This window comes from Metapseudomonas phytobenefica (assembly GCF_043392685.1).
In the GTDB taxonomy this organism is placed as follows: Bacteria; Pseudomonadota; Gammaproteobacteria; order Pseudomonadales; family Pseudomonadaceae; genus Metapseudomonas.
Map to the genome: position 1 here is coordinate 1 of NZ_JBHZGM010000023.1, position 23,892 is coordinate 23,892.

Consider the following 23,892-nt stretch of genomic DNA (forward strand, 5'->3'; position numbering starts at 1 on the left):
TGCCTTCCGCTAGCACTTCCCCTTGCCGGGCGTGCAGAGGACTTCCACCTCCAAGTCGTCCAGTTCACCACCACAGTGAACCGAACAGCGCCAGTCACGGCGCTACGCGCCATGCCTGGCGCACCCAGAAAGAAATAGCCCGCCATTCGGCGGGCTATTTTTCATCTGCCTCAGCGTCGGCTGGGCAACGCGGCAATCACATCCTCCGCCTGCAGGCCTTTGTCCCGCTGGATGACCGAGAACTCCACGCGCTGTCCTTCGATCAGCACGCGGTGGCCTTCCCCGCGTATGGCGCGGAAATGCACGAAGATGTCATCCCCGGAGTCGCGGGAAATGAATCCGAAGCCCTTGGATGTGTTGAACCACTTCACCGTGCCGGTTTCGCGGTTGGACATGTCCTGGGGCAGCGGCGGCGCCTGGGTCACCTTGCGCAGGTTGATGGCCAGGTGCAGGGCAACGGCGAGGATCACGCTCAGGAGGCTGGCGAGTACGGCCGGCTGCGCACCGATTTCGGGCATTGGCGCCAGGAGGATCAGCGTTTGCAGGATCACGGCCAGGACCAGCAGGGCGGAGACGAGGGTCTGCAGCTGGTTGCGCAATCCCTTGGCCCAGGCTGGAACCACTGGTGCCAGTAGCAGGTTGAGCAGGCCGAAGAATGCCAGGTAAAGGGCATCGGGTTGTTGCAGGTAGGGGGGGGCGTCAGCGCGCAGGCTCGGAATGAAGGACAGTAATAATGCGGCAGCGCCCGTCAGCAGATGGACGATTTTCAACATGTTCAATGGATTCACCTTGGAAACGGAATCTCAGACGGAAAGAGCCGGTACATGCGGGATGAAAAGAGCATGGAGCCGGCCTATGCCGCAGGTCAGGGGATCGACTTGCGGCACCGGCTGTATTTAACAGCAAAGGTCAGGGCTACTCAAATCAAGCGGTTAGCGCTGCTTCCGGGGCTGCGGGATGCACCCGGTTGCGACCGTTGTGCTTGGCCTGGTAGAGGGCGTCGTCGGCCCGGGTGATGAGACTTTCGAGGGTGTCGCCGGGTTCCGCGAGGGCGAGGCCGAAGCTTGCGGTGATGGTGTCGAGCACCTGGTCCGTGCGGCGGACCTTCACACGCAGTGCCTGCATTTTATTGCGCAGTTGCTCGGCGAAGGCGCGGGCCGCGCCCAGGCTCTGGCAGTCACGCAACAGCACGCAGAATTCTTCCCCGCCGTAGCGACCCGCCATGCCGCGAGGCGGCAGCAGTTCCCGCAACAGTTGGCCGACGTGCTGGAGGACGCGGTCTCCGAGCGGATGGCCGAACTGGTCGTTGAACTGTTTGAAGTGGTCGATATCCAGCATTACCAGCGCCAGGCCTTCCTGGTTGTTCTTCAGGGATTGCTCCAGCAGGCGGGTGAAGGCCTGGCGGTTGAATACCTGGGTCAGGCCATCCAGCGTGGCGGCCAGCTGCGCGCGTTCCAGCTGGTTGCGCAGGTGCTGGATTTCGGTCTGGGCAGCCGTCAGGCGATAGAGAAACTGCTCCTGCTGCTCCTGCATCAGCTGGGTGCTTTCCTGCAGGTGGTTCAGCACGCTGGGAAGGTCGTCGATGATGGGCTCATGGAGGGCCGCCAGGCCGGCCGTCAGGCTGTTCTGGTACGCTTGGCTGCCGCTGACGCTTCGGCTGACATCGCTCTCGATGTCATCCACCAGGTCGATGACCTGCTGCTGCCCCTGGCGCGCTTCCTCGAGCTCACCACGGATGATGTACTCGCGAAACAGCTTGAGGGCGGATTCCGGGGGGAAGACGTCGAAGTCGTTGGTGATCTTGTCCAGGCGGCGATTGAGATCCGGTTCCACGCCCTTGCTGTAGGTGTACCAGAGGGCGTAATGCACCGGGTTCGGCGGAATGGAATGACGCACCATGTGAGGAACGGCCTGCTTGAGCAGGTCGGCGGCCTCACGGGTTTCTTCGGGGAAAAGCTCAAGCAGCGACGGATGTTTCGAAGGCTGGCTCATGCACTTCACTGTGGCGAGATGTCGAATGGCCAGAGCATAGATCAGGCGGGCTGTGGCGCATATAGCGAAAGGCCCGGTTTCCCGGGCCTTTTGAAAAGCCTGAAGGTCAGGCGGCGAGCAGGCTGCGGAGCATCCACGCGGTTTTTTCGTGGACTTGCATGCGCTGGGTCAGCAAGTCGGCAGTGGGCTCGTCGCTGACCTTGTCCAGCAGCGGGAAAATGCCACGGGCAGTGCGGACTACCGCCTCCTGGCCCTGCACCAGTTGCCTGATCATGTCTTCGGCGGCCGGAACGCCTTCTTCTTCCTTGATGGACGACAGGCGGGCGTAAGCGGCGTAGGTGCCGGGGGCGTTGAAGCCCAGGGCGCGGATACGCTCGGCAATGGAATCCACTGCCAGGGCGAGTTCGTTGTACTGGCCTTCGAACATCAGGTGCAGGGTGTTGAACATCGGCCCGGTGACGTTCCAGTGGAAATTGTGGGTCTTGAGATAGAGGGTGTAGGTGTCGGCCAGCAGGCGGGACAGGCCCTCTGCGATGGCTGCGCGATCCTGTTCGGCGATTCCGATGTTGATTTCCATACCTGTTCTCCTCTCGGTAGCTTGTGGCCCGGACCGGGCCCGTGATGGGGGAAAGCCTAACACGGCCCGGGTACCTGGCAGCCTTGTCTTCTATCAATGAATGCGATGCTTAGAAGTCATTGGCTGTGGCTGGTTTCATTTCTTGTTCAGCAACTTGCCCGGCAGCCGCGGGTGGCTGGCGGGCGGCACACGCAGCAAATGATCGAGGAAGCGGGCGGCGGTGCCGACCATGACGCGTGGCCGGCCGGCACGCCCTTGATGATCGCCCGCGTCGCCTGTTGTGCCGAGGTGCGCGAGAGCTTGCGCTCGCATCTCCACTCCTTCCTTGTGTGTCGCGTGTCCGTCCGTCGGGCGAGTGCAGGCGAGCTTGGACACTGCCCTGTGGCCCGGCAAGCGAACCCGCTCCCGGTCGGCGGGCTGGGCTAGGCGGGGAGGGCGGCTGCGCGGTGACAATTTACGCTATATAATCCCGCTCTTTGCCGCGAACCCCGGCCCGTCCGGCAGGGGGTTGCACCTCCGCCGGATGCTCCGCAGCCCCTGGGCGGGCGGACGAATTCACGACTCAAGAGAAGCGAAACACGACCATGATGCGCAGCCACTATTGCGGCCAACTGAACGAGAGCCTGGACGGCCAGGAAGTCACCCTCTGCGGTTGGGTACACCGCCGCCGCGACCACGGCGGGGTCATTTTCCTCGACATCCGTGACCGCGAAGGCCTGGCTCAGGTGGTGTTCGACCCGGACCGCGAAGAAACCTTCGCCCGCGCCGACCGCGTCCGCAGCGAGTACGTGGTCAAGATCACCGGTAAGGTCCGCATGCGTCCGGAAGGCGCGCGCAACGCGAACATGGCTTCCGGCGCCATCGAAGTGCTCGGTTACGAGCTGGAAGTCCTGAACCAGGCCGAAACCCCGCCGTTCCCCCTGGACGAATACTCCGACGTGGGCGAAGAAACCCGCCTGCGCTACCGTTTCATTGATCTGCGCCGTCCGGAAATGGCCGCCAAGCTGAAGCTGCGCGCACGCATCACCAGCAGCATCCGCCGCTACCTGGACGAAAACGGCTTCCTCGACGTGGAGACCCCGATCCTGGGGCGCCCGACGCCGGAAGGCGCTCGCGACTACCTGGTGCCGAGCCGTACCTACCCGGGCCACTTCTTCGCCCTGCCGCAGTCGCCCCAGCTGTTCAAGCAGCTGTTGATGGTGGCCGGCTTCGACCGTTACTACCAGATCGCCAAGTGCTTCCGCGACGAAGACCTGCGTGCCGACCGCCAGCCGGAATTCACCCAGATCGACATCGAGACCAGTTTCCTGGACGAACACGACATCATCGAAATCACCGAGAAGATGGTGCGTCAGCTGTTCAAGGAAGTGCTGGACGTCGAATTCGACGAGTTCCCGCACATGTCTTTCGAAGAAGCCATGCGCCGCTACGGCTCCGACAAGCCCGACCTGCGCATTCCGCTGGAACTGGTTGACGTTGCCGATCAGCTGAAAGAGGTTGAATTCAAGGTCTTCTCCGGTCCTGCCAACGATCCGAAAGGCCGCGTCGCCGCCCTGCGTGTACCGGGCGCCGCTTCCATGCCGCGCAGCCAGATCGACGATTACACCAAGTTCGTCGGCATCTACGGCGCCAAGGGCCTGGCCTACATCAAGGTCAACGAGCGCGCCAAGGGCGTCGAAGGCCTGCAGTCGCCGATCGTCAAGTTCATCCCCGAAGAGAACCTCAATGTAATCCTCGATCGCGTGGGCGCGGTCGATGGCGACATCGTGTTCTTCGGCGCCGACAAGGCCAAGATTGTCTGCGATGCCCTGGGTGCGCTGCGTATCAAGGTCGGCCATGATCTCAAGCTGCTCACCAAGGAGTGGGCGCCGATGTGGGTCGTGGACTTCCCGATGTTCGAAGAGAACGACGACGGCAGCCTGACTTCGCTGCACCACCCGTTCACCTCGCCCAGCTGCACTCCGCAGGAGCTGGAGGCCAACCCGGCCGCAGCCCTGTCCCGTGCCTACGACATGGTGCTCAACGGTACCGAGCTGGGTGGTGGTTCCATCCGTATCCACGACAAGGCGATGCAGCAGGCGGTGTTCCGCGTGCTGGGCATCGACGACGCGGAGCAGGAAGAGAAGTTCGGCTTCCTCCTCGATGCGCTGAAGTACGGCGCACCACCGCACGGTGGCCTGGCCTTCGGCCTGGACCGCCTGGTGATGCTGATGACCGGCGCTTCATCGATCCGCGAAGTCATCGCTTTCCCGAAAACCCAGAGCGCCGGCGACGTCATGACCCAGGCGCCGGGTACCGTGGATGCCAAGGCCCTGCGCGAGCTGAACATCCGCCTGCGCGAACAGGCCAAGGCCGAATAAGTAGAACCAACCCGAGACGGCGCCTGAAGGCGTCGTCCATTCAGAAAGTACGGAGTGAGTTATGGCTGGTCATTCCAAGTGGGCCAACATCAAGCACCGCAAAGAACGTCAGGACGCCAAACGCGGCAAGATCTTCACCAAGCTCATCCGTGAGCTGACCGTCGCTGCCAAGCACGGTGGCCCGAGCCCGGCGGACAACCCGCGCCTGCGTCTGGCCGTCGACAAGGCCCTGACCGCGAACATGACCCGCGACACCATCGATCGCGCGATCGCCCGCGGTGCCGGCTCCAACGACGCCGACAACATGGTCGAGCTGAGCTACGAGGGTTACGCACCGAGCGGCGTGGCCATCATCGTCGAAGCCATGACCGACAACCGCAACCGCACCGCGGCCGAAGTGCGCCACGCCTTCAGCAAGTGCGGCGGCAACCTGGGCACCGACGGATCGGTGGCCTACATGTTCGACCGCAAGGGCCAGATCAGCTACGCCCCGGGCGTCGACGAAGAAGCCCTGATGGAAGCGGCCCTGGAAGCCGGTGCCGATGACGTCGTGGCTGAAGAAGACGGTTCTGTCGAGGTCTACACCACCTTCGCCGACTTCCTCTCGGTGAACGAGGCCCTGACCGCTGCCGGCTTCAAGGGCGACGAGGCCGAAGTGGCGATGATCCCGTCGATCACCGCTCCCATCACCGATCTGGAAACCGCGCAGAAGGTGATGAAACTGATCGACATGCTGGAAGACCTGGACGATGTCCAGAACGTCTACCACAACGCTGAAATTCCTGACGAGATCATGGAGCAGCTCGGCTGAGTGCTGGCGTGATCCAGAAGCCGGAAGTCGCCCCGAGCGCTTCCGGCTTTTTTGTTGGCGGGCGGCTCCGTATACTCGCGGCTGGATAAATAGACAGTGTGCCGGCTTCGTCCCGGCCTGTGGAGTTGGCGGCTGCATGACCCTGATTCTTGGTATCGACCCCGGTTCGCGCATCACCGGCTATGGCGTGGTTCGTGACACCGGGCGAGGCTGCGAGTACGTCGCCTCGGGCTGCATCCGTACCGGCTCCGGTGCATTGCACGAGCGCCTGCAGATCGTCTTTCGCGGTGTCAGTGAAGTCATTCGCTCCTACGGGCCGGTGACCATGGGCATCGAACAGGTATTCATGGCGCGCAATGCCGATTCCGCCCTCAAGCTAGGGCAGGCCCGTGGCGCCGCCATCGTCGCGGCGGCCGAAGCGGGTCTCGAGATCGCCGAATACACCGCCAGCCAGGTCAAGCAGGCCATCGCCGGTACCGGCGGTGCCGACAAGCAGCAGGTGCAGATGATGGTGATGCACCTGCTCAAGCTGGTGCAGAAGCCGCAGATCGACGCCTCGGACGCCCTGGCCATCGCCCTGTGCCATGCGCACCACCGGCAGAGCCTGATTCCCCATGGACTGACCAGTGCCAAACGGCGCGGTGGCCGTCTCCGTTTGTAATCAATTCATAGGACGCTATTCGTGATTGGACGCCTGCGCGGCAACCTGGCGGAAAAGCAACCGCCTCACCTGATTCTCGACGTCAACGGTGTTGGCTACGAGCTGGAAGTGCCCATGACAACCCTCTATCGCCTGCCTTCGGTGGGGGAGTCGGTGACTCTGCACACCCATCTGGTGGTGCGCGAGGATGCTCATCTGCTCTATGGCTTCTTCGAGAAGCGCGAGCGTGAGCTGTTCCGGGAGCTGATCCGCCTGAACGGCGTGGGGCCGAAGCTGGCCCTGGCGCTGATGTCTGGCCTGGAAGTGGATGAGCTGGTGCGCTGCGTGCAGGCCCAGGACACGTCTACCCTGGTGAAGATTCCGGGTGTGGGCAAGAAGACTGCCGAGCGCCTGCTGGTGGAGCTCAAGGACCGCTTCAAGGCCTGGGAGAGCATGCCGACCATCGCCACCCTGGTGGTCGAACCCCGGGTTGGCGTGGCAGTCTCCAGCGCGGAGAATGACGCCCTGGCCGCGCTGATTGCCCTCGGCTTCAAACCCCAGGAAGCCAGCCGCGCGGTTTCCGCCATCAAGGAAGACGGGTTGTCCAGTGAAGAAATGATCCGCCGCGCCCTGAAAGGAATGGTGTAAGTCCGCATGATCGAAGCCGACCGCCTCATCACCGCCAGCAGCCGCGACCGCGACGAGCAGCTGGACCGCGCCATCCGTCCGCTGCGGCTGGCCGACTACATCGGCCAGCCGGTGGTGCGCGAGCAGATGGAGTTGTTCATCCAGGCTGCCAAGGGGCGCAGCGAGGCCCTCGACCATACCCTGATCTTCGGCCCGCCCGGCCTCGGCAAGACGACCCTGGCCAATATCATCGCCAGCGAGATGGGCGTGTCCATCAAGAGCACCTCCGGCCCGGTGCTGGAGCGGCCTGGCGATCTCGCGGCGCTGCTGACCAACCTGGAAGCCGGCGACGTGCTTTTCGTCGACGAGATCCATCGCCTCTCGCCTATCGTCGAAGAGGTGCTCTACCCGGCGATGGAAGACTTCCAGCTCGACATCATGATCGGTGAGGGGCCGGCGGCGCGTTCGATCAAGCTGGACCTGCCGCCCTTTACCCTGGTGGGCGCCACCACCCGGGCCGGCATGCTGACCAACCCGCTGCGCGACCGCTTCGGTATCGTCCAGCGCCTGGAGTTCTACAGCACCCAGGACCTGGCGACCATCGTCGCCCGATCCGCCGGCATCCTCGGTTTGCACATCGAGGCCGAGGGCGCCTTCGAGATCGCGCGGCGGGCCCGTGGTACGCCGCGTATCGCCAACCGCCTGCTGCGCAGGGTGCGGGACTTCGCCGAGGTCCGTGGCGAGGGGCAGATCACCCGCATCATCGCCGACAAGGCGCTGAACCTGCTGGACGTCGACGAACGTGGCTTCGACCACCAGGACCGGCGTCTACTGCTGACGATGATCGACAAGTTCGATGGCGGTCCGGTGGGGGTCGACAACCTGGCGGCGGCGATCAGCGAAGAGCGTCACACGATCGAAGATGTTCTCGAACCCTACCTGATCCAGCAGGGTTACATCATGCGGACCCCGCGGGGCAGGGTGGTCACCCGCCATGCCTACTTGCACTTCGGGCTGAACCTGCCCAAGCGCATGGCGGACAATCCGACCGCTGATCTGTTCGGTTCGGGTGACGATTAGAGACTTTTGTGGTCGAAGCGCTCGGCAGGGACGCTGCCATGAAAAACAGTTGCCTCGCCGGATTGGCAACCTTAGGAGTTAGCACTAGAGTATGCGCGCGCAAAATGGAACCCAGCCGTTCCAGCATCGCTGTCGTGTCTATTACGAGGACACCGATGCAGGCGGAATCGTCTACTACGTCAATTACCTCAAGTTCATGGAGCGGGCTCGAACCGAGCGCCTGCGCAGTCTGGGCTTTGCCCAGTCCGAGCTGGCCGGGGAGAACCTGCTGTTCGTCGTGCATTCGGCCGAAGCGCGCTACATGGCGCCTGCGAAGCTGGACGACGAGCTGAACGTCAGTGCCGAGGTAGTGGAGTTGAACCGTGCGAGCTTGCGTTTTCGTCAACAGGTCAGGCGCGCCTCCGATGATGCATTGCTATGTGAAGGGCAATTCCTGATTGCCTGTGTACGTGCCGACAGTTTGAAACCCCGGGCGATTCCCGAAGCGCTGCGTGAAGCCTTCGTCGCCGACCCGGGTCTATTCCCAGCAGGAGATTAAGCGTGGAAGCCAACGTCGTCGACCATACCTCCATGTGGAGCCTGATCAGCAACGCCAGTATCGTGGTGCAACTGGTCATGCTGACCCTGGTGGCCGCATCGGTCACCTCGTGGATCATGATTTTCCAGCGCAGCAACATGCTACGCGCCGCCAAGAAGTCCCTGGAGACCTTCGAAGAGCGTTTCTGGTCCGGCATCGACCTGTCCAAGCTGTACCGTCAGGCGGGCAGCAACCCGGACCCGGACTGCGGTGTGGAGCAGATCTTCCGTGCCGGCTTCAAGGAATTCTCCCGTCTGCGCCAGCAGGCCGGTGTCGACCCGGACGCGGTGATGGAAGGCGTTGCCCGTGCCATGCGCGTGGCCATTTCCCGTGAGGAAGAAAAGCTCGAACAGAGCCTGCCGTTCCTTGCCACCGTCGGTTCCACCAGTCCGTACATCGGCCTGTTCGGTACCGTGTGGGGCATCATGAACTCCTTCCGCGGCCTGGCCCAGGTGCAGCAGGCGACCCTGGCCACCGTGGCCCCCGGCATCGCCGAGGCCCTGATCGCCACCGCGATCGGCCTGTTCGCTGCGATCCCGGCCGTTATCGCCTACAACCGCTTCGCCGCTCGTGGTGAAACCCTTGTCGGCCGCTACTACACCTTCGCCGACGAGTTCCAGGCCATCCTGCACCGCAAGGTGCATACCAGCGACGAGTAAGCCGCCGGAACCCTGAGAGGAAAGGTTTCAAGCCATGGCCAGAATCCGCCACAAACGCAAACCGGTCGCCGAGATGAACGTCGTGCCTTACATCGACGTCATGCTCGTGTTGCTGGTGATCTTCATGGTCACCGCGCCCATGCTCAACCAGGGCGTCAAGGTCGACCTGCCGAAGGTCTCCAGCGAGGCCTTGCCGCAGGACAACAATGCCCGCGTCCTGACCATCTCTATCAAGGCCGACAAGTCCTACTACTGGAACATGGGCGAAGAGGTGCAGACCGATCAGACCCGTCAGAGCGAGACCTCGGTTTCCCTCGACCAGCTGGTCCAGGCGGCCTCCGGCATCATGGCCGAGAACAGTCGCCAGGGTAAGACCGTGCAGGTCTTCGTCCGTGGCGACAAAACGGTCGACTACGGCGCCGTGATGGCGGTGATGGGCGGCCTGCAGAAGGCCGGCGTGGCCAACGTCGGGCTGATCACCGAGGCGCCCTGATGCATCAGCAGAGCGAACGCTCCTCCTCGGAAAGCTACTTCTGGCCAACCATCTGGGCCGTGTCCCTGCACGCCCTGGTGTTCGGCATGCTGTTCGTCAGCTTCGCCTTCACCCCGGAACTGCCGTCTTCCCGGCCGATCGTGCAGGCTACCCTGTACCAGCTCAAGTCCCAGAGCCAGGCTACCACCCAGACCAACCAGAAGATCGCCGGCGAGAAGAAGCAGACCACTGCTCCTCAGTATGAGACCGAGCAGCTGGAGCAGAAGAAGGCCGAGGAACAGAAGGTGGCCGCGGCCAAGGCAGCGGAACAAAAGAAAGCTGAGGAAGCTCGAAAGGCCGACGAGGCGGCGAAGAAGGCCCAGGAAGCCAAGCAGGTAGCAGAAGCCAAGAAGGCCGAAGAGAAGAAGCAGGCCGATATCGCCAAGAAGAAAGCCGAAGAGCTGGCCAAGCAGAAGGCGGCCGAAGAGGCGAAGAAGAAAGCCGCAGAAGAGGCCAGGAAAAAGGCCGCGGAAGAGGCGAAGAAGAAGGCGGTAGCCGAAGCAGCGAAGAAAAAGGCCGCAGAAGACGCCAAGAAGAAGGCTGCTGCTGATGCTGCGAAGAAGAAAGCGGCAGACGAAGCCAAGCGCAAGGCTGCCGAGGACAAGAAAGCCGCGGCCCTGGCCGAGCTGCTGTCCGAGGATGTGGGGCACCAGCAGGCCCTGGCCGACGAGGTCGGTGACCAGGTCGCCGGTAGCCTCGATGACCTGATCATCAAGCTGGTCAGCGAACAGTGGCGCCGGCCGCCATCGGCACGTAACGGCATGAGCGTAGAGGTACTGATCGAGATGCTGCCCGACGGCACCATCACCAACGCCAGTGTCACCCGCTCCAGCGGCGATGCGCCCTTCGACAGCTCGGCCGTGAGTGCGGTCCGCAGCGTTGGTCGCATCCCCGAAATGCAACAACTGGACCGCGCTACCTTTGACCGGATGTACAGGCAGCGCCGCACCATCTTCAAACCGGAGGATTTAGGTCTGTGAAAACCCTGATTCGTATCGTCCTGATCGGAGTGGCCATGTTGGTCGGCTCTGTCCAGGCCGCCGACCCGCTGGTGATCACCAGCGGTACCGACCGGGCGACCCCGATCGCCGTGGTGCCCTTTGGCTGGCAGGGCGGCACCGTGCTGCCCACCGACATTTCCGAAGTGGTCGGAAACGACCTGCGCAACTCCGGTTACTTCGAGCCAATTCCGCGCCAGAACATGATCAGCCTGCCGACCCAGGCCAGCGAAGTGATCTACCGCGACTGGAAGGCCCTGGGCGCCCAGTACGTCCTGGTGGGCAGCGTCGTTCCGGCCGGTGGCCGCCTGCAGGTGCAGTTCGCCCTGTTCAACGTCACCACCGAGCAGCAGGTCATGGCTGGCAATGTCAGCGGCTCCACCGACCAGCTGCGTGACATGGCGCACTATATCGCCGACCAGTCGTTCGAGAAACTCACCGGTATCAAGGGTGCGTTCTCCACCCGCATGCTCTACGTGACCGCAGAGCGCTTCTCGGTGAACAACACCCGCTATACCCTGCAGCGTTCCGACTATGATGGCCAGCGCGCCGTGACCCTGCTGCAATCCCGCGAGCCGATCCTGTCGCCGCGCTACGCGCCGGATGGCCGTCGTATCGCCTATGTGTCCTTCGAGCAGAAGCGTCCGCGCATCTTCATCCAGCACATCGACACCGGCCGCCGCGAGCAGATCACCAACTTCGAAGGCCTGAACGGCGCTCCGGCCTGGTCGCCGGAGGGCAATCGCCTGGCGTTCGTGCTGTCCCGCGATGGCAACCCGGAGATCTACGTGATGGACCTGGGCAGCCGCCAGATGCGTCGCGTCACCAACAACATGGCGATCGACACCGAGCCCTTCTGGGGCGCCGATGGCCAGACCATCTATTTCACCTCGGATCGTGCCGGCAAGCCGCAGATCTACAAGGTCAACATCAACGGTGGCGAGCCGCAGCGCGTGACCTTCGTGGGCAACTACAACGCCAACCCGAAACTCTCGGCTGACGAGAAGATGCTGGTGATGATTCACCGTCAGGACGGCTTCACCAACTTCAAGGTGGCAGCCCAGGATCTGACCCGCTCGGGCAGCGCTCCGCGCATCCTTTCCGGCACCTCTCTGGACGACTCTCCCACTGTTGCGCCTAATGGCACCATGCTAATCTACGCAACTCGCCAGCAGGGGGGCGGCGTGCTGATGCTCGTGTCTACAAACGGGCGTGTACGAGTCCCGATTCCCACAGTTCAGGGCGACATTCGCGAACCGTCCTGGTCGCCGTACCTGAACTGAAGCGGTCCTTAAAAAATACCTTTGCCAAACACACCTGGGGTTCATTAGGAGTTACATGATGGAAATGCTGAAATTCGGCAAATTTGCTGCTCTCGCTCTGGCCATGGCCGTAGCCGTTGGTTGCTCGTCCAAAGGCGGCGAAGGCACTGGCGAAGGCGCCGTTGACCCGAACGCTGGCTACAACGCCGGTGCTAGCGGTGTAGATGGCAGCATGAGCGAAGAAGCCGCTCTGCGCGCTATCACCACCTTCTACTTCGAGTACGACAGCTCCGACCTGAAGCCGGAAGCCATGCGCGCTCTGGACGTACACGCCAAGGACCTGAAGGCCAACGGCAACCGCGTTGTCCTGGAAGGCCACACCGACGAGCGTGGTACCCGTGAGTACAACATGGCTCTGGGCGAGCGTCGTGCCAAGGCCGTTCAGCGCTACCTGGTTCTGCAAGGCGTTTCCCCGGCTCAGCTGGAACTGGTTTCCTACGGCGAAGAGCGTCCGGTTGCCACTGGCAACGACGAGCAGTCCTGGGCGCAAAACCGCCGCGTAGAGCTGCGTAAGTAATTCGCTATGCGCAAGTCCAGTCGTGCTCTGACTTTCCTGGCCCTCTCCGGTCTGCCGTTCGCGGCGCTGGCTGAGGTTCCCGTGGTGGACAACAACGCCGGCTACGGCGGCAGTTATCCACCGGCCGGTTACGGTACGACTGGCGCTGCCTACGCCGGGACAGGGGCCCCCGCGGCCCCTATCTCTGCGCAGGGCGAGCTGTTCATGCAGCTCCAGCAGATGCAGGAAGAGATCACTCGCCTGCGTGGCATGCTCGAGGAGCAACAGTACGAAATCCAGCGCCTGAAGCAGGAAAGCCTGGAGCGTTACCAGGACCTCGATCGCCGCCTTTCCGGTGGTGCCGCCGCTGGCGCACCGGTAGCTCCGAATTCCCCTGCCGCTGGTGCTCCTGCTGCCAACGGCGCCCCCGCCGCTCCTGCGCAGCAAGCGGCTGCCAGCAGCGAGCCGGGTGATCCCGCGAAGGAAAAGCTCTACTACGACGCTGCCTTCGACCTGATCAAGCAGAAGGACTTCGACAAGGCCAGCCAGGCCTTCAACGCCTTCCTGCGCAAGTACCCCAACAGCCAGTACGCCGGTAATGCGCAGTACTGGCTGGGCGAAGTGAACCTCGCCAAAGGCGACCTGCAAGGTGCCGGCCAGGCTTTCGCCCGGGTCAGCCAGGCCTATCCGCAGCACCCGAAGGTGCCGGATTCCCTGTACAAGCTGGCGGATGTCGAGCAGCGCCTGGGCAATACCGCCAAGGCCAAGACCATCCTCCAGCAGGTCATCAGCCAGTTCCCGGGCAGCTCGGCCGCCCAACTGGCCCAGCGCGACCTGCAGCGCCTGCCCTGATCCCGAGCCTCCGGTTCACGAAAACCCGCGCCAGTCGCGGGTTTTTTCGTTAGAATCGCCCACCTCCAATCTTCAATCCCGCAACGGAGGCGGATGGCCTGTTTCGCCGTCACGCCCGTGGCTGATATGCATCAAACCCTGCGAATTACCGAGATTTTCTACTCGTTGCAGGGGGAAACACGTACCGCCGGCTTGCCGACGGTCTTCGTGCGCCTGACCGGCTGCCCCCTGCGTTGTCAGTACTGCGACACCGCCTATGCCTTCAGTGGCGGTGAGATCATGGCGCTCGACGCCATCCTCGAACGCGTCGCTGCCTACAAACCCCGCTATGTCTGCGTCACCGGTGGTGAGCCGCTGGCCCAGCCCAATTGCATCCCGCTGCTGCAGCGCCTGTGCGACGCCGGCTACGAGGTATCCATCGAGACCAGCGGTGCCCTCGACGTTTCTGCCGTGGATCCGCGGGTGAGCAAGGTGGTCGACCTCAAGACCCCGGGCTCCGCCGAAGTCGGCCGCAACCGCTACGAGAACATTGCCCACCTGACGGCCAACGATCAGGTGAAGTTCGTCATCTGCTCCCGCCAGGACTATGACTGGGCCGTGTCCAAGCTGATCGAGTACCGCCTGGAGCAGCGAGCCGGCGAGGTGTTGTTCTCGCCCAGCCACAAGGAAGTCAGCGCCCGCGACCTGGCAGACTGGATCGTGGCCGACAACCTGCCCGTGCGCCTGCAACTGCAGCTGCACAAGATCCTCTGGAACGACGAGCCGGGTCACTGATCCGGCACGATCTTCACCTTGCCTGCCCGTGCATGGCATGCGCGGCAGGCTGATTTCGAGGGATATCCCATGAGCGAGAAGAAAGCGGTCATCCTGTTGTCCGGTGGCCTGGACTCGGCCACCGTGGTCGCCCTGGCCCGTGCCGAGGGCTACGCCTGCTACACCATGAGTTTCGATTACGGCCAGCGCCACCGCGCCGAGCTGCATGCTGCGGAGCGTGTCGCCCGGCAACTGGGTGTGGTGGAGCACAAGGTGATCGGCCTCAACCTCAACGGCATTGGTGGTTCGGCCCTGACCGACACGTCCATCGAGGTTCCCGAGAGCCCGACCGAAGGCATCCCGGTGACCTACGTGCCGGCGCGCAACACGGTGTTCCTGTCGCTGGCCCTGGGCTGGGCCGAGGTGCTCGGTGCGCGCGACATCTTCATCGGTGTCAACGCGGTGGATTACTCCGGCTACCCGGATTGCCGCCCGGAGTTCGTCGAAGCCTTCGAGCGCATGGCCAACCTGGCCACCAAGGCCGGTGTGGAAGGGGATGGCTTCCGCATCCAGGCGCCGCTGCAGAACCTGAGCAAGGCCGAAATCGTCCAGGCAGGCATCCGCCATGGGGTCGATTACGGGCTCACGGTTTCCTGCTATCAGGCGGATGACGAGGGCCGCGCCTGCGGAAAATGCGACAGCTGCCGGCTGCGTGCGGCGGGCTTTGTTGCTGCTGGCGTCGAGGATCCGACTTGCTATCAGTAAATTATTTTCAAAAGGGGTGTTGAATTCCTGAATAAAATCAGTATCATGCGCCTCGCGTTGGGTCGTTAGCTCAGTCGGTAGAGCAGTTGGCTTTTAACCAATTGGTCGTAGGTTCGAATCCTACACGACCCACCAAATTCGCAAGATCGAAAAGCCCGCCTGGAACCAGGCGGGCTTTTTTGTTTCCGCTCGGAAAACACAGCTTGGCGCAGCGTTCCTATTCGCGGCGAATCACCAGGCCTTTCGCGCACGCAAGAAAGTCGGGGGGGGCGAAGGTCGAAGAATGAGAAGGAGAAGTTTTACCGGGGCAGAGGACGGACGGTGATTGCCAGGGCTGTCCCGGAGCCGCCAAATCTGCGTTATGATCCGCGCCCTCTCCCGCTGGCGTTTGCGTCAGAAGGAGTGGGTGTACACTATCTTTGCGCCACGCGCTCGCAGGTTCAGCTCCCATGACACAGCTTTCCGAACGCTTTCTGGTCCAGGCCCATCTTGCCGCCAAGCAGCCCAAACAGCTGACGGCCGAGGAGGAGGCGCATTACCGTGCCGCCATTGCCACCGAACTGAAGGCGCGCGATGCCGTGCTGGTCGCCCACTACTACTGCGATCCGGTGATCCAGGCTCTGGCCGAGGAAACCGGCGGCTGCGTTTCCGACTCCCTGGAAATGGCCCGTTTCGGCAATCAGCATCCGGCGCAGACCGTGGTCGTTGCCGGCGTGCGATTCATGGGTGAGACGGCCAAGATCCTCAATCCGGAAAAACGCGTGCTGATGCCCACCCTGGAAGCGACCTGCTCCCTGGACCTGGGTTGCCCGGTGGACGAGTTCTCCGCCTTCTGCGACCAGCATCCCGAACGTACCGTGGTCGTCTACGCCAACACCTCCGCGGCCGTGAAGGCCCGCGCCGACTGGGTGGTGACCTCCAGCTGCGCCCTGGAGATCGTCGAGAGCCTGATGGACAACGGCGAAACCATCATCTGGGCACCGGACCAGCACCTGGGCCGTTATATCCAGCGTGAAACCGGTGCCGACATGCTGCTCTGGGACGGTGCCTGCATCGTTCACGAGGAGTTCAAGGCCAAGCAGCTGCAGGACATGAAGGCCCTGTACCCGGATGCCGCGGTACTGGTGCACCCGGAGTCCCCCGAGGCGGTGATCGAACTGGCCGACGCGGTCGGCTCCACCAGCCAGCTGATCAAGGCTGCGCAGACCCTGCCGAACAAGACCTTCATCGTCGCCACTGATCGCGGCATCTTCTACAAGATGCAGCAGCTGTGCCCGGGCAAGCAGTTCATCGAAGCGCCCACTGCCGGCAACGGCGCGGCCTGCCGCAGCTGCGCCCATTGCCCCTGGATGGCGATGAACACTCTGGAGCGCACCCTGCAGTGCCTGCGTGAGGGCACCAACGAGATCTTCGTCGAGCCCGCGCTGATCCCGCGTGCGGTGAAGCCGCTCAAGCGCATGCTGGACTTCACCCAGGCCGCACGCCTCAAGCAGGCCGGCAACGCCTGAATCCCGCCCAGAAAAAATCCCGGACATGTCCGGGATTTTTTCATTTCCAGGGACCTGATCAGCGCATCATCTGCTTGACCATCTGTTGCTGCTGGATCAGCTCCTGCTGGCGGGTGTCGATGCGTGCGGCCAGCGGGAAGTTGCCGCTGGCACGACGCTTGGCGAAACCCAGCTGCTCGATCGCCTGGTCGAATTCGCCCACCAGGGCGAAGTACTCGGCGCGCGCCTGGTGCAGGCCGATGGTGTTGCCGGCCAGGCCGCGGACTTCGGCCACCTGGTACCAGACATCCGGGTCGTTCGGCCGGCTCTTGAGCAGGCCGTCGAGCACCTTCTCGGCCTCCTTCGGCCTGTTCTGCTTGAGCAGCAGGTCGCTGCGCATCTGCTTCAGCGGGTAGTTGCTGGGGTACTGGGAGAGCAGGCGCTCGACGCGCTGCCGCGCTTCGGCCAGGCGATTGGCGGTGATGTCCAGATCCACCTGGCCCAGGTTGTAGACGATCTCGTTCGGCGCCTTGGCCAGCAGGGGGGCCAGGTTGTCCCGCGCCTGATTGAGCTGGCCGCCCTTGATCTGGGCGATGGCCAGGCCATAGCGGGCCGCATCCAGTTTCGGGTCTTCGTCGAGCATGGCGCGGAAGCGCTTGGCGGCTATTCCCGGGGTTTCCTCGAACATCAGCTGCACGCGGGCGCGCATCAGCTGGTAACGCAGGCTGTTCTCGACACCTCCGGGCGGCAGTTGCTCGGCACGGTTGCGGGTGTCGGCGATGCGGTTTTCGGTCACCGGGTGGGTGAGGAGGAATTCCGGCGGCTTGGCGTCGTAGCGGTACTGACGCATCAGTCGCTCGAACATGCGCGGCATGGCGCGCGGGTCATAGCCGGCCTTTTCCAGGTTGAGCAGGCCGATGCGGTCGGCTTCCTGTTCGTTCTGCCGGGAGAAACGACGCTGCTCCTGGATGGCCGCGGCCTGGGTGCCCATGATCGCGGCCATGCCGGCATCGCCGGCGCCTGCCGCAGCGGCGACGATACCCGCCAGCATCGCCGCCATCACCGGTACCTGCATGCGCTGCTGGGCCTCGACGCCGCGGGCGAAGTGGCGCTGGGACAAGTGCGCCAGTTCGTGGGCCAGTACCGAGGCGTATTCGGCTTCGGTGGGGGCGTAGAGGAAGAGGCCGCCGTTGACGCCGATGATCCCGCCTGGGGCGGCGAAGGCGTTCAACTGCGGGCTGTTGAGCAGGACGAACTCCAGGCGCCGGTCCTGCAGCTGGCTGGTCTCGGCCAGGCGATAGACGCTGGATTCCACGTAGTCCTTGAGCTGCGGGTCATCGAGTTGCGGTACCTGGCCGCGCAGCAGGCTCAGCCAGGCGCGGCCAAGCTGGTGTTCCTGTTCCGGGGAAACGATGGACGAGCTGGAGTCCCCGAGCGAAGGCAGGTCGTCAGCCATGACGGGTGAAGCGAGGAAGCAGGCAAGCGTCAGCAGAGTAGGGCGCAGAAGATTCATGCACTGGGCTCGTTGGCGGCAAAGGCGTAAATGTAGCCTTCAGCGGCGCTAGATAGCCAGCGGCGCCCCGCCTTCGGTATCCTAACCGTCCGCTCAAGTATTACCGCCCCCGCGACCTTCCCGAGCGAGCCGCCAGGCACCTTTCCCGGAGAATCACCATGACTGACACCGCCAGTCGAGCCGAAGCCTTCGACGTCGAGCTGGATGCCAGCGGCTTCAATTGCCCCTTGCCGCTGCTCAAGGCCAAGCTCGAACTCAACCGGCTGCCCAGCGGCGCGGTGCTCAAGGTGATTGCCACCGACGCCGGCTCCCAGCGGGACTTCCGTGCCTTCGCGCAGCTGGCCGGGCACCAGTTGCTGCGCGAAGAGGTCGAAGACGGCGTATTCCGCTACTGGCTGCGAAAGGCCTGACTCAGGGCCCGTCTGGCGGGCCATCCAAGGAACTCTGATGCTCAAGGTGCTTCGCGACTGGATCCAGCGCTACTTCTCGGATGAAGAAGCCGTGGTGCTGGCCGTGGTCCTGGTTCTCGGCTTCACCGTTGTCCTCACCCTCGGCAACATGCTCGCGCCTGTGCTGGCGGGCATGGTGCTGGCCTTCCTCATGCAGGGGCTGGTCAACCTGCTGGAGCGCTTGCGGCTGCCGCAGACCTTCGCGGTCTGGATCGTCTTCACCCTCTTCATCGGCGTCCTGGCGCTGATCCTCGGCGTTCTGCTGCCGCTGCTCTGGCAGCAGGTCAGTGCCCTGTTCCAGGAATTGCCCGGCATGCTCGCTGAATGGCAGTCGCTGCTGCTGCTCCTGCCCGAGCGCTACCCCCATGTCGTGACCGACGAGCAGGTACTCAGGGCCATCGAAGTCACTCGCAATGAAGTGGCCAAGTTCGGCCAGTGGGCGCTGACTTTCTCGCTCTCCAGCCTGCCGCTGCTGGTCAACATCATGATCTACCTGGTGCTGGTGCCGATCCTGGTGTTCTTCTTCCTCAAGGACCGGGAGCTGATCGGGCGCTGGTTCAGTGGCTACCTGCCCAGGGAACGCGGCTTGATGACCCAGGTCTGGGACGAGGTGAACATCCAGATCGCCAATTACATCCGCGGCAAGGTGATCGAGATCATCATCTGCGGCGGGGTCACCTACGTGGCGTTCGTCTGGCTGGGGCTCAATTACGCGGCGCTGCTGGCCCTGCTGGTGGGGCTTTCGGTGGTGGTGCCCTACATCGGCGCGGTGGTGGTGACGGTGCCGGTGGCGCTGATCGCGCTGTTCCAGTGGGGCTGGAGCGACCAGTTCATCTACCTGATGGTGGTCTACACCGTGATCCAGACCCTGGACGGCAATGTGCTGGTGCCACTCTTGTTCTCCGAGGCGGTGAACCTGCACCCGGTGGCGATCATCTGCGCCGTGCTGCTGTGCGGTGGGCTCTGGGGCTTCTGGGGAGTGTTCTTCGCCATTCCGTTGGCCACCCTGTTCAAGGCTGTACTGGACGCCTGGCCCCGCGAGGGCCCGGGGAATGTGTCCGCAGGGGGATGAACCCGCCGATCAGGCCCGTACCTGACCAAATGAAAAAGGCCGCAAGCGCGGCCTTTTTCCTTCGCGGGCAATCAGCCCCTGTTCAGCGCCTGGGCGGCGGCGAGCACCGCATCCACGTGGCCTGGGACCTTCACCCCGCGCCATTCCTGACGCAGCACGCCGTCGGCGTCGATCAGGAAGGTGCTGCGGTCAACGCCCATGTATTCCTTGCCGTAGAGCTTTTTCAGCTTGATCACATCGAACAGCTGGCAGAGGGATTCGTCCTTGTCGGAGATCAGCTCGAAGGGGAACTCCTGCTTGCACTTGAAGTTCTCGTGGGACTTCATGCCATCGCGGGAGACGCCAAAGATCAGGGTGTTCGCCGCCAGGAAGGCCTGGTGCTGATCGCGGAAGCCCTGGCCTTCGGTAGTGCAGCCGGGGGTGCTGTCCTTCGGATAGAAATACAGCACGACCTGCTTGCCCTTGAGGGCCGACAGGCTGACTTCCACGCCGCTGGTGGCCTGGGCGGTGAAATCGGCGACGGGCTGGTTCAGGGAAACGACCATGTTTCGGGGCTCCTCAAGGGTGTTGCGGACGCCAGGGCTCGATCAGGGCATCCAGGTTCAGGGCGTCGGCGAAATCCAGGAACTGGTCGCGCAGCCAGCTGATCTGGGTGCCTGCGGGCAAGGTCACGGTGATAGTGGCATTGAGCATGGTGCTGCCGGTCTGCGGGGCCTGGTAGGTATCGCAGGTGAGGTTTTCCAGCTCGACGCGGTGGTCGATGAAGAACTGGCACAGCTCGTTGAGGATGTCCGGACGATAGGCGGCGCTGACATAGGCCACGTAGGGCAGGGCCTGGGGGCGAATCTCCATGGCGTGGCTGCGGGTCATGTTGGCGGTGAAGCCATGGCGCTTGGCCAGGGCCGGTACGCTCGACTCCAGGCGCGCCAGGCCATCCCAGCTGCCGGAGATCTGCAGCACCAGAGCGCTGAATTCGCCGTGGCGGGTCAGGCGGCTGCTGACCACGGCGCAGCGATTTTCCTGGCTGGCCCGGCACAGTACGTTGGTCAGCTCCATCGGGTTGCGGCCCAGGGCACTGATCAAGAGGAATTGTTCGCGGGGCGGGGTGGTGGACATGCAGCATTCCTAAAACGAGGGGAGGGCGACCGGGGCCGCGCTGTTCAAACGGGGAAGGTTAGCGAAAAGCGCCGCCGAGGGAAATGCCGCAACCGCCTGACGGCGCTTGCGTTCACCTTGTGCAAGGCCAGAGCCGACAGTACCATTACGGCTCTCTTTTTCCGGCAGGAGCGGTTGCATGATTGCGGGCAGTATGGTGGCACTGGTTACGCCCATGGATGCGCAGGGTCAATTGGACTGGGACAGCCTTTCCAAGCTCGTTGACTTCCATCTTCAAGAGGGCACCAACGCCATAGTCGCCGTCGGCACCACCGGCGAGTCGGCCACGCTGGACGTCACCGAGCATGTCGAAGTGATCCGCCGGGTGGTCGATCAGGTCAATGGCCGCATCCCGGTGATCGCCGGTACCGGCGGCAACTCGACCCGTGAGTCGGTCGAGCTCACCGCCGCCGCCAAGAAGGTCGGCGCCGATGCCTGCCTGCTGGTGACCCCGTACTACAACAAGCCGACCCAGGAAGGCCTGTACCAGCACTTCCGCCACATCGCCGAAGCCGTGGCTATTCCGCAGATCCTCTACAACGTACCGGGCCGCACCGTGTGCGACATGCTGCCGGAAACCGTCGAGCGCCTGTCGAAGATCAGCAACATCATCGGTATCAAGGAAGCCACCGGCGACCTGCAGCGTGGCCAGGAAGTACTGGACCGTGTCAGCAAGGACTTCCTCGTCTACTCCGGTGACGACGCCACCGCCGTCGAGCTGATGCTGATGGGCGGCAAGGGCAACATCTCGGTAACCGCCAACGTCGCTCCGCGCGCCATGGCCGACCTCTGCGCCGCCGCCATGCGTGGCGAGGCCGAAGCCGCCCGCGCCATCAACGACAAGCTGATGCCGCTGCACAAGGCCCTGTTCATCGAGTCCAACCCGATCCCCGTGAAGTTCGCCCTGCACGAAATGGGCCTGATCCCGGACGGCATCCGCCTGCCGCTGACCTGGCTCAGCCCGCGTTGCCACGAGCCTCTGCGTCAAGCCATGCGCCAGACCGGTGTACTGGCCTAATTCCAAGGAAACAATCCGCATGAAGCGACTGGCCGGACTCTCCGCACTCGCCCTGATCATTTCCAGCACCAGCGGTTGCGGCTGGCTCTGGGGGCCGGAAGGCTATTTCCGCGACCGTGGCAGCGACTACCTGGAGGCGCGCCAGACCGCGCCCATGCAACTCCCGCCGGATGTCGAAGCCAAGCGCCTCGACCCGCTGCTTCCGGTGCCGATGAACGTCGCCGAAAGCCGTTCCGAAGGTGAATTCGAAGTACCGCGCCCGCAGGCCCTCCAGGCCAAGGGTGAAGTCAGCGACTACAGCCTGCAGAAGAGCGGCGACTCCCGTTGGGTGGTTGCCCAGCGCGTACCGGCCGAAGTCTGGCCGGTGGCCCGGCAGTTCTTCGAGGACGGCGGCTTCCGCATCGCCGACGAGCGTCCGCAGACCGGCGAGTTCAGCACCGACTGGCAGCGCCTCGACCAGCTCTCCGGTCCCCTGGCCCGTCGCCTGGGCAGCCGCGTCAGTGGCATCGAGCCGGACAGCGAAATCCGTGCCCGTGTGCGCATCGAGCCGGGCGTGCAGCGCAATACCAGCGAAATCTTCGTCCTGACCACTTCCCGTCCGGCCGGCAGCACCGCCGACATCGGTTGGCCGCGCCGTTCCGACAGCCCGAGCCTGGAAGCTGCACTGCTGGATGAAATGCTCGCCAGCATGGCGCGCAGCTCCGAACAGGGTGGTTCCGTGTCCCTGCTCGCCGCGCGTGACTTCGACGCCCCGAGCCGCGTGTCCCTGTCCGAAGACGGCAGCGGCAACCCCATGCTCAGCCTTGGCGCCGACTTTGACCGTTCCTGGTCCAGCGTCGGCCGCGCCCTGGAAACCGCCGACGTTCGCGTCGACGACCTCAACCGCAGCCTGGGCGTCTACTACATCAACCTCGCCGAAAGCGCCGTGAAGAAAGACGAGAAGCCCGGCTTCTTCGCCAGCCTGTGGGGCAGCGACCCCAGCGAGGAAGAGATCGAAGCCCGCGCCGAGCGCTATCAGGTTCGCCTGACCCGCGTCGGCGACAGCGTGCAGGTCACCGTGGAGAAGGACATCAACACCGTGGCACCTGCCGACGTGGCGCGCCGCGTGCTGACCCTGATCCAGGAAAATCTCGGCTAAGAGCAAGCGGCACGCCGCACTGCGGCGGATCGTGGAAACAACAAGGCGAAACCCCCGGGTTTCGCCTGTTTCGTTTGATAAAGGCGGAAAACGACATGAGCACACCCACCACCCTCAGCCTGAAGAAGATCTACTCGGGTAAGGTCCGCGACCTTTACGAAATCGACGACAAGCGCATGCTGATGGTCGCCACTGACCGCCTTTCCGCGTTCGACGTGATCCTCGACCAGCCGATTCCCGACAAGGGCAAGATCCTCACCGCCATTTCCAACTTCTGGTTCGACAAGCTCAAGGACGTCGTGCCCAACCACTTCACTGGCGACAAGGTCGAAGACGTGGTTCCCGCCGCCGAACTGCCCCTGGTGGAAGGCCGCGCCGTGGTCGCCAAGCGCTTGAAGCCCGTAGCCGTCGAAGCCATCGTGCGCGGCTACATCGTTGGCTCCGGCTGGAAGGAATACCAGAAGACCGGCACCGTCTGCGGCATCCAGCTGCCGGCTGGCCTGAAGGAAGCCTCCAAGCTCCCGCAGCCCATCTTCACTCCCTCGACCAAGGCCGCCGTCGGCGACCACGACGAGAACATCTCCTTCGAACAGTGCGAAGCCATCATCGGCAAGGAACTGGCCGCCAAGGTCCGTGACACCGCCATCGCCCTGTACAGCACCGCCGTCGAATACGCTGCCAGCCGCGGCATCATCATTGCCGACACCAAGTTCGAATTCGGCCTCGACGAAGACGGCACCCTGACCCTGATGGACGAAGTGCTGACCCCCGACTCCAGCCGCTTCTGGCCGGTGGAAAGCTACGTCGAAGGCAAGAACCCGCCGAGCTTCGACAAGCAGTTCGTCCGCGACTGGCTGGAATCCACCGGCTGGAACAAGGAACCGCCAGCGCCCGCCGTGCCCGCCGAAGTCGCGCAGAAGACCGCCGACAAATACCGCGAAGCCCTGACCAAGCTGACGTCCTGATCGCTCCCCCTTGGAATTCGCCCCTCCCCGCAGGGGCGAATCCATTCGCCAGGG

At 63.5% G+C, this 23,892-nt stretch carries 27 protein-coding genes and 1 tRNA gene; 21 read left to right on the forward strand and 7 right to left on the reverse strand.

What is annotated here, in order from left to right:
- Positions 1-170: 170 nt before the first annotated feature.
- The 4 genes from ACFW0B_RS26015 to ACFW0B_RS17885 all read right to left on the reverse strand — a co-directional run bounded on the left by ACFW0B_RS26015 (position 171) and on the right by ACFW0B_RS17885 (position 2,881).
- Positions 171-773 carry a cold-shock protein gene (locus tag ACFW0B_RS26015; protein ID WP_459251720.1) on the reverse strand — a complete coding sequence of 201 codons (603 nt, stop codon included), beginning with the start codon at positions 771-773 and terminating at the stop codon, positions 171-173.
- A 151-nt stretch (positions 774-924) separates the two neighbouring features.
- Positions 925-1,992 (reverse strand): GGDEF domain-containing protein, encoded by a 1,068-nt coding sequence (locus ACFW0B_RS17875; RefSeq protein WP_449150346.1) that lies wholly within the window; start codon positions 1,990-1,992, stop codon positions 925-927.
- A gap of 106 nt (positions 1,993-2,098) precedes the next feature.
- Entirely contained in the window at positions 2,099-2,569 is a 471-nt protein-coding gene (locus tag ACFW0B_RS17880) for a Dps family protein (RefSeq protein WP_449150347.1), read from the reverse strand.
- 135 nt (positions 2,570-2,704) lie between these two features.
- Positions 2,705-2,881 carry a hypothetical protein gene (locus ACFW0B_RS17885; protein WP_449150348.1) on the reverse strand — a complete coding sequence of 59 codons (177 nt, stop codon included), beginning with the start codon at positions 2,879-2,881 and terminating at the stop codon, positions 2,705-2,707.
- A 272-nt stretch (positions 2,882-3,153) separates the two neighbouring features.
- Between ACFW0B_RS17885 and aspS the strand changes: the two genes are divergently transcribed.
- From aspS to nadA, 16 genes are all read left to right on the forward strand, one after another.
- Entirely contained in the window at positions 3,154-4,929 is a 1,776-nt protein-coding gene (aspS, locus tag ACFW0B_RS17890; RefSeq protein ID WP_449150349.1) for an aspartate--tRNA ligase, read from the forward strand.
- 61 nt (positions 4,930-4,990) lie between these two features.
- Entirely contained in the window at positions 4,991-5,740 is a 750-nt protein-coding gene (locus ACFW0B_RS17895; RefSeq protein ID WP_449150350.1) for a YebC/PmpR family DNA-binding transcriptional regulator, read from the forward strand.
- 136 nt (positions 5,741-5,876) lie between these two features.
- Complete coding sequence (ruvC, locus tag ACFW0B_RS17900; RefSeq protein ID WP_449150351.1) at positions 5,877-6,401, forward strand: crossover junction endodeoxyribonuclease RuvC; 525 nt, start codon at positions 5,877-5,879, stop codon at positions 6,399-6,401.
- A 21-nt stretch (positions 6,402-6,422) separates the two neighbouring features.
- A complete protein-coding gene (ruvA, locus tag ACFW0B_RS17905) occupies positions 6,423-7,028 on the forward strand; it encodes a Holliday junction branch migration protein RuvA (protein ID WP_449150352.1) in 606 nt (201 codons plus the stop codon).
- A 6-nt stretch (positions 7,029-7,034) separates the two neighbouring features.
- Positions 7,035-8,087, forward strand: coding sequence for a Holliday junction branch migration DNA helicase RuvB (gene ruvB, locus ACFW0B_RS17910; protein WP_449150353.1), 1,053 nt, complete (start codon positions 7,035-7,037; stop codon positions 8,085-8,087).
- A gap of 91 nt (positions 8,088-8,178) precedes the next feature.
- Positions 8,179-8,625, forward strand: a complete 447-nt coding sequence (gene ybgC / locus ACFW0B_RS17915) for a tol-pal system-associated acyl-CoA thioesterase (protein WP_449150354.1) — start codon at positions 8,179-8,181, stop codon at positions 8,623-8,625.
- Positions 8,626-8,627: 2 nt separating this feature from the next.
- Positions 8,628-9,323, forward strand: a complete 696-nt coding sequence (tolQ, locus tag ACFW0B_RS17920; protein ID WP_190831225.1) for a protein TolQ — start codon at positions 8,628-8,630, stop codon at positions 9,321-9,323.
- A gap of 34 nt (positions 9,324-9,357) precedes the next feature.
- Entirely contained in the window at positions 9,358-9,816 is a 459-nt protein-coding gene (tolR, locus tag ACFW0B_RS17925) for a protein TolR (RefSeq protein WP_449150355.1), read from the forward strand.
- The gene (tolA, locus tag ACFW0B_RS17930) at positions 9,816-10,835 is read left to right on the forward strand and encodes a cell envelope integrity protein TolA (RefSeq protein ID WP_449150356.1); all 1,020 of its coding nucleotides are present in this window, start codon (positions 9,816-9,818) and stop codon (positions 10,833-10,835) included. The genes tolR and tolA overlap by 1 nt, the downstream gene beginning before the upstream one ends.
- The gene (gene tolB, locus ACFW0B_RS17935) at positions 10,832-12,136 is read left to right on the forward strand and encodes a Tol-Pal system beta propeller repeat protein TolB (RefSeq protein ID WP_449150357.1); all 1,305 of its coding nucleotides are present in this window, start codon (positions 10,832-10,834) and stop codon (positions 12,134-12,136) included. The genes tolA and tolB overlap by 4 nt, the downstream gene beginning before the upstream one ends.
- A gap of 58 nt (positions 12,137-12,194) precedes the next feature.
- Positions 12,195-12,692, forward strand: coding sequence for a peptidoglycan-associated lipoprotein Pal (gene pal / locus ACFW0B_RS17940; protein ID WP_449150358.1), 498 nt, complete (start codon positions 12,195-12,197; stop codon positions 12,690-12,692).
- A 6-nt stretch (positions 12,693-12,698) separates the two neighbouring features.
- On the forward strand, positions 12,699-13,523 hold the full coding sequence (gene ybgF, locus ACFW0B_RS17945; protein ID WP_449150359.1) for a tol-pal system protein YbgF: 825 nt from the start codon (positions 12,699-12,701) through the stop codon (positions 13,521-13,523).
- A gap of 126 nt (positions 13,524-13,649) precedes the next feature.
- Entirely contained in the window at positions 13,650-14,297 is a 648-nt protein-coding gene (gene queE / locus ACFW0B_RS17950; RefSeq protein ID WP_449150360.1) for a 7-carboxy-7-deazaguanine synthase QueE, read from the forward strand.
- 69 nt (positions 14,298-14,366) lie between these two features.
- Positions 14,367-15,041, forward strand: a complete 675-nt coding sequence (gene queC, locus ACFW0B_RS17955) for a 7-cyano-7-deazaguanine synthase QueC (RefSeq protein WP_449150361.1) — start codon at positions 14,367-14,369, stop codon at positions 15,039-15,041.
- A gap of 59 nt (positions 15,042-15,100) precedes the next feature.
- Positions 15,101-15,176 (forward strand) — tRNA-Lys (locus ACFW0B_RS17960).
- A gap of 314 nt (positions 15,177-15,490) precedes the next feature.
- Entirely contained in the window at positions 15,491-16,549 is a 1,059-nt protein-coding gene (nadA, locus tag ACFW0B_RS17965) for a quinolinate synthase NadA (protein ID WP_449150362.1), read from the forward strand.
- Positions 16,550-16,607: 58 nt separating this feature from the next.
- Here the strand turns inward: nadA and ACFW0B_RS17970 are convergent, their stop codons facing one another.
- On the reverse strand, positions 16,608-18,041 hold the full coding sequence (locus ACFW0B_RS17970; protein WP_449150363.1) for a M48 family metalloprotease: 1,434 nt from the start codon (positions 18,039-18,041) through the stop codon (positions 16,608-16,610).
- A 158-nt stretch (positions 18,042-18,199) separates the two neighbouring features.
- On the opposite strand from ACFW0B_RS17970, the gene ACFW0B_RS17975 reads away from it, so the two are divergent.
- Together ACFW0B_RS17975 and ACFW0B_RS17980 are read left to right on the forward strand one after the other, a co-directional pair.
- Positions 18,200-18,451 carry a sulfurtransferase TusA family protein gene (locus ACFW0B_RS17975; RefSeq protein WP_449150364.1) on the forward strand — a complete coding sequence of 84 codons (252 nt, stop codon included), beginning with the start codon at positions 18,200-18,202 and terminating at the stop codon, positions 18,449-18,451.
- A 37-nt stretch (positions 18,452-18,488) separates the two neighbouring features.
- Positions 18,489-19,562, forward strand: a complete 1,074-nt coding sequence (locus ACFW0B_RS17980; RefSeq protein ID WP_449150365.1) for an AI-2E family transporter — start codon at positions 18,489-18,491, stop codon at positions 19,560-19,562.
- 71 nt (positions 19,563-19,633) lie between these two features.
- On the opposite strand, the gene ACFW0B_RS17985 is transcribed toward ACFW0B_RS17980, so the two are convergent.
- Together ACFW0B_RS17985 and ACFW0B_RS17990 are read right to left on the reverse strand one after the other, a co-directional pair.
- A complete protein-coding gene (locus ACFW0B_RS17985) occupies positions 19,634-20,107 on the reverse strand; it encodes a peroxiredoxin (protein ID WP_449150366.1) in 474 nt (157 codons plus the stop codon).
- A 13-nt stretch (positions 20,108-20,120) separates the two neighbouring features.
- Positions 20,121-20,678: a glycine cleavage system transcriptional repressor gene (locus tag ACFW0B_RS17990; RefSeq protein ID WP_449150367.1), complete on the reverse strand. Its 558-nt coding sequence runs from the start codon at positions 20,676-20,678 to the stop codon at positions 20,121-20,123.
- Positions 20,679-20,856: 178 nt separating this feature from the next.
- Between ACFW0B_RS17990 and dapA the strand changes: the two genes are divergently transcribed.
- From dapA to ACFW0B_RS18005, 3 genes are all read left to right on the forward strand, one after another.
- Positions 20,857-21,735 (forward strand): 4-hydroxy-tetrahydrodipicolinate synthase, encoded by an 879-nt coding sequence (dapA, locus tag ACFW0B_RS17995; RefSeq protein WP_449150368.1) that lies wholly within the window; start codon positions 20,857-20,859, stop codon positions 21,733-21,735.
- A 19-nt stretch (positions 21,736-21,754) separates the two neighbouring features.
- Positions 21,755-22,873: an outer membrane protein assembly factor BamC gene (gene bamC, locus ACFW0B_RS18000; protein ID WP_449150369.1), complete on the forward strand. Its 1,119-nt coding sequence runs from the start codon at positions 21,755-21,757 to the stop codon at positions 22,871-22,873.
- 95 nt (positions 22,874-22,968) lie between these two features.
- Positions 22,969-23,838, forward strand: a complete 870-nt coding sequence (locus ACFW0B_RS18005) for a phosphoribosylaminoimidazolesuccinocarboxamide synthase (protein ID WP_449150370.1) — start codon at positions 22,969-22,971, stop codon at positions 23,836-23,838.
- Positions 23,839-23,892: the final 54 nt, after the last annotated feature.

What these genes read in the sequence shown, in the direction of transcription:
- ruvC (WP_449150351.1), top strand. Translation starts at nt 5,877, where the DNA reads ATGACCCTGATTCTTGGTATCGACCCCGGTTCGCGCATCACCGGCTAT.
- ACFW0B_RS17970 (WP_449150363.1), bottom strand. Translation starts at nt 18,041, where the DNA reads ATGAATCTTCTGCGCCCTACTCTGCTGACGCTTGCCTGCTTCCTCGCT.
- ACFW0B_RS17990 (WP_449150367.1), bottom strand. Translation starts at nt 20,678, where the DNA reads ATGTCCACCACCCCGCCCCGCGAACAATTCCTCTTGATCAGTGCCCTG.
- ACFW0B_RS17895 (WP_449150350.1), top strand. Translation starts at nt 4,991, where the DNA reads ATGGCTGGTCATTCCAAGTGGGCCAACATCAAGCACCGCAAAGAACGT.
- ybgF (WP_449150359.1), top strand. Translation starts at nt 12,699, where the DNA reads ATGCGCAAGTCCAGTCGTGCTCTGACTTTCCTGGCCCTCTCCGGTCTG.
- ACFW0B_RS17975 (WP_449150364.1), top strand. Translation starts at nt 18,200, where the DNA reads ATGACTGACACCGCCAGTCGAGCCGAAGCCTTCGACGTCGAGCTGGAT.
- ACFW0B_RS18005 (WP_449150370.1), top strand. Translation starts at nt 22,969, where the DNA reads ATGAGCACACCCACCACCCTCAGCCTGAAGAAGATCTACTCGGGTAAG.
- pal (WP_449150358.1), top strand. Translation starts at nt 12,195, where the DNA reads ATGGAAATGCTGAAATTCGGCAAATTTGCTGCTCTCGCTCTGGCCATG.
- queE (WP_449150360.1), top strand. Translation starts at nt 13,650, where the DNA reads ATGCATCAAACCCTGCGAATTACCGAGATTTTCTACTCGTTGCAGGGG.
- queC (WP_449150361.1), top strand. Translation starts at nt 14,367, where the DNA reads ATGAGCGAGAAGAAAGCGGTCATCCTGTTGTCCGGTGGCCTGGACTCG.
- tolA (WP_449150356.1), top strand. Translation starts at nt 9,816, where the DNA reads ATGCATCAGCAGAGCGAACGCTCCTCCTCGGAAAGCTACTTCTGGCCA.
- tolR (WP_449150355.1), top strand. Translation starts at nt 9,358, where the DNA reads ATGGCCAGAATCCGCCACAAACGCAAACCGGTCGCCGAGATGAACGTC.
- aspS (WP_449150349.1), top strand. Translation starts at nt 3,154, where the DNA reads ATGATGCGCAGCCACTATTGCGGCCAACTGAACGAGAGCCTGGACGGC.
- ACFW0B_RS17885 (WP_449150348.1), bottom strand. Translation starts at nt 2,881, where the DNA reads ATGCGAGCGCAAGCTCTCGCGCACCTCGGCACAACAGGCGACGCGGGC.
- ACFW0B_RS17880 (WP_449150347.1), bottom strand. Translation starts at nt 2,569, where the DNA reads ATGGAAATCAACATCGGAATCGCCGAACAGGATCGCGCAGCCATCGCA.
- dapA (WP_449150368.1), top strand. Translation starts at nt 20,857, where the DNA reads ATGATTGCGGGCAGTATGGTGGCACTGGTTACGCCCATGGATGCGCAG.
- ruvB (WP_449150353.1), top strand. Translation starts at nt 7,035, where the DNA reads ATGATCGAAGCCGACCGCCTCATCACCGCCAGCAGCCGCGACCGCGAC.
- ACFW0B_RS17985 (WP_449150366.1), bottom strand. Translation starts at nt 20,107, where the DNA reads ATGGTCGTTTCCCTGAACCAGCCCGTCGCCGATTTCACCGCCCAGGCC.
- bamC (WP_449150369.1), top strand. Translation starts at nt 21,755, where the DNA reads ATGAAGCGACTGGCCGGACTCTCCGCACTCGCCCTGATCATTTCCAGC.
- ybgC (WP_449150354.1), top strand. Translation starts at nt 8,179, where the DNA reads ATGCGCGCGCAAAATGGAACCCAGCCGTTCCAGCATCGCTGTCGTGTC.
- ACFW0B_RS26015 (WP_459251720.1), bottom strand. Translation starts at nt 773, where the DNA reads ATGTTGAAAATCGTCCATCTGCTGACGGGCGCTGCCGCATTATTACTG.
- nadA (WP_449150362.1), top strand. Translation starts at nt 15,491, where the DNA reads ATGACACAGCTTTCCGAACGCTTTCTGGTCCAGGCCCATCTTGCCGCC.
- ACFW0B_RS17875 (WP_449150346.1), bottom strand. Translation starts at nt 1,992, where the DNA reads ATGAGCCAGCCTTCGAAACATCCGTCGCTGCTTGAGCTTTTCCCCGAA.
- ACFW0B_RS17980 (WP_449150365.1), top strand. Translation starts at nt 18,489, where the DNA reads ATGCTCAAGGTGCTTCGCGACTGGATCCAGCGCTACTTCTCGGATGAA.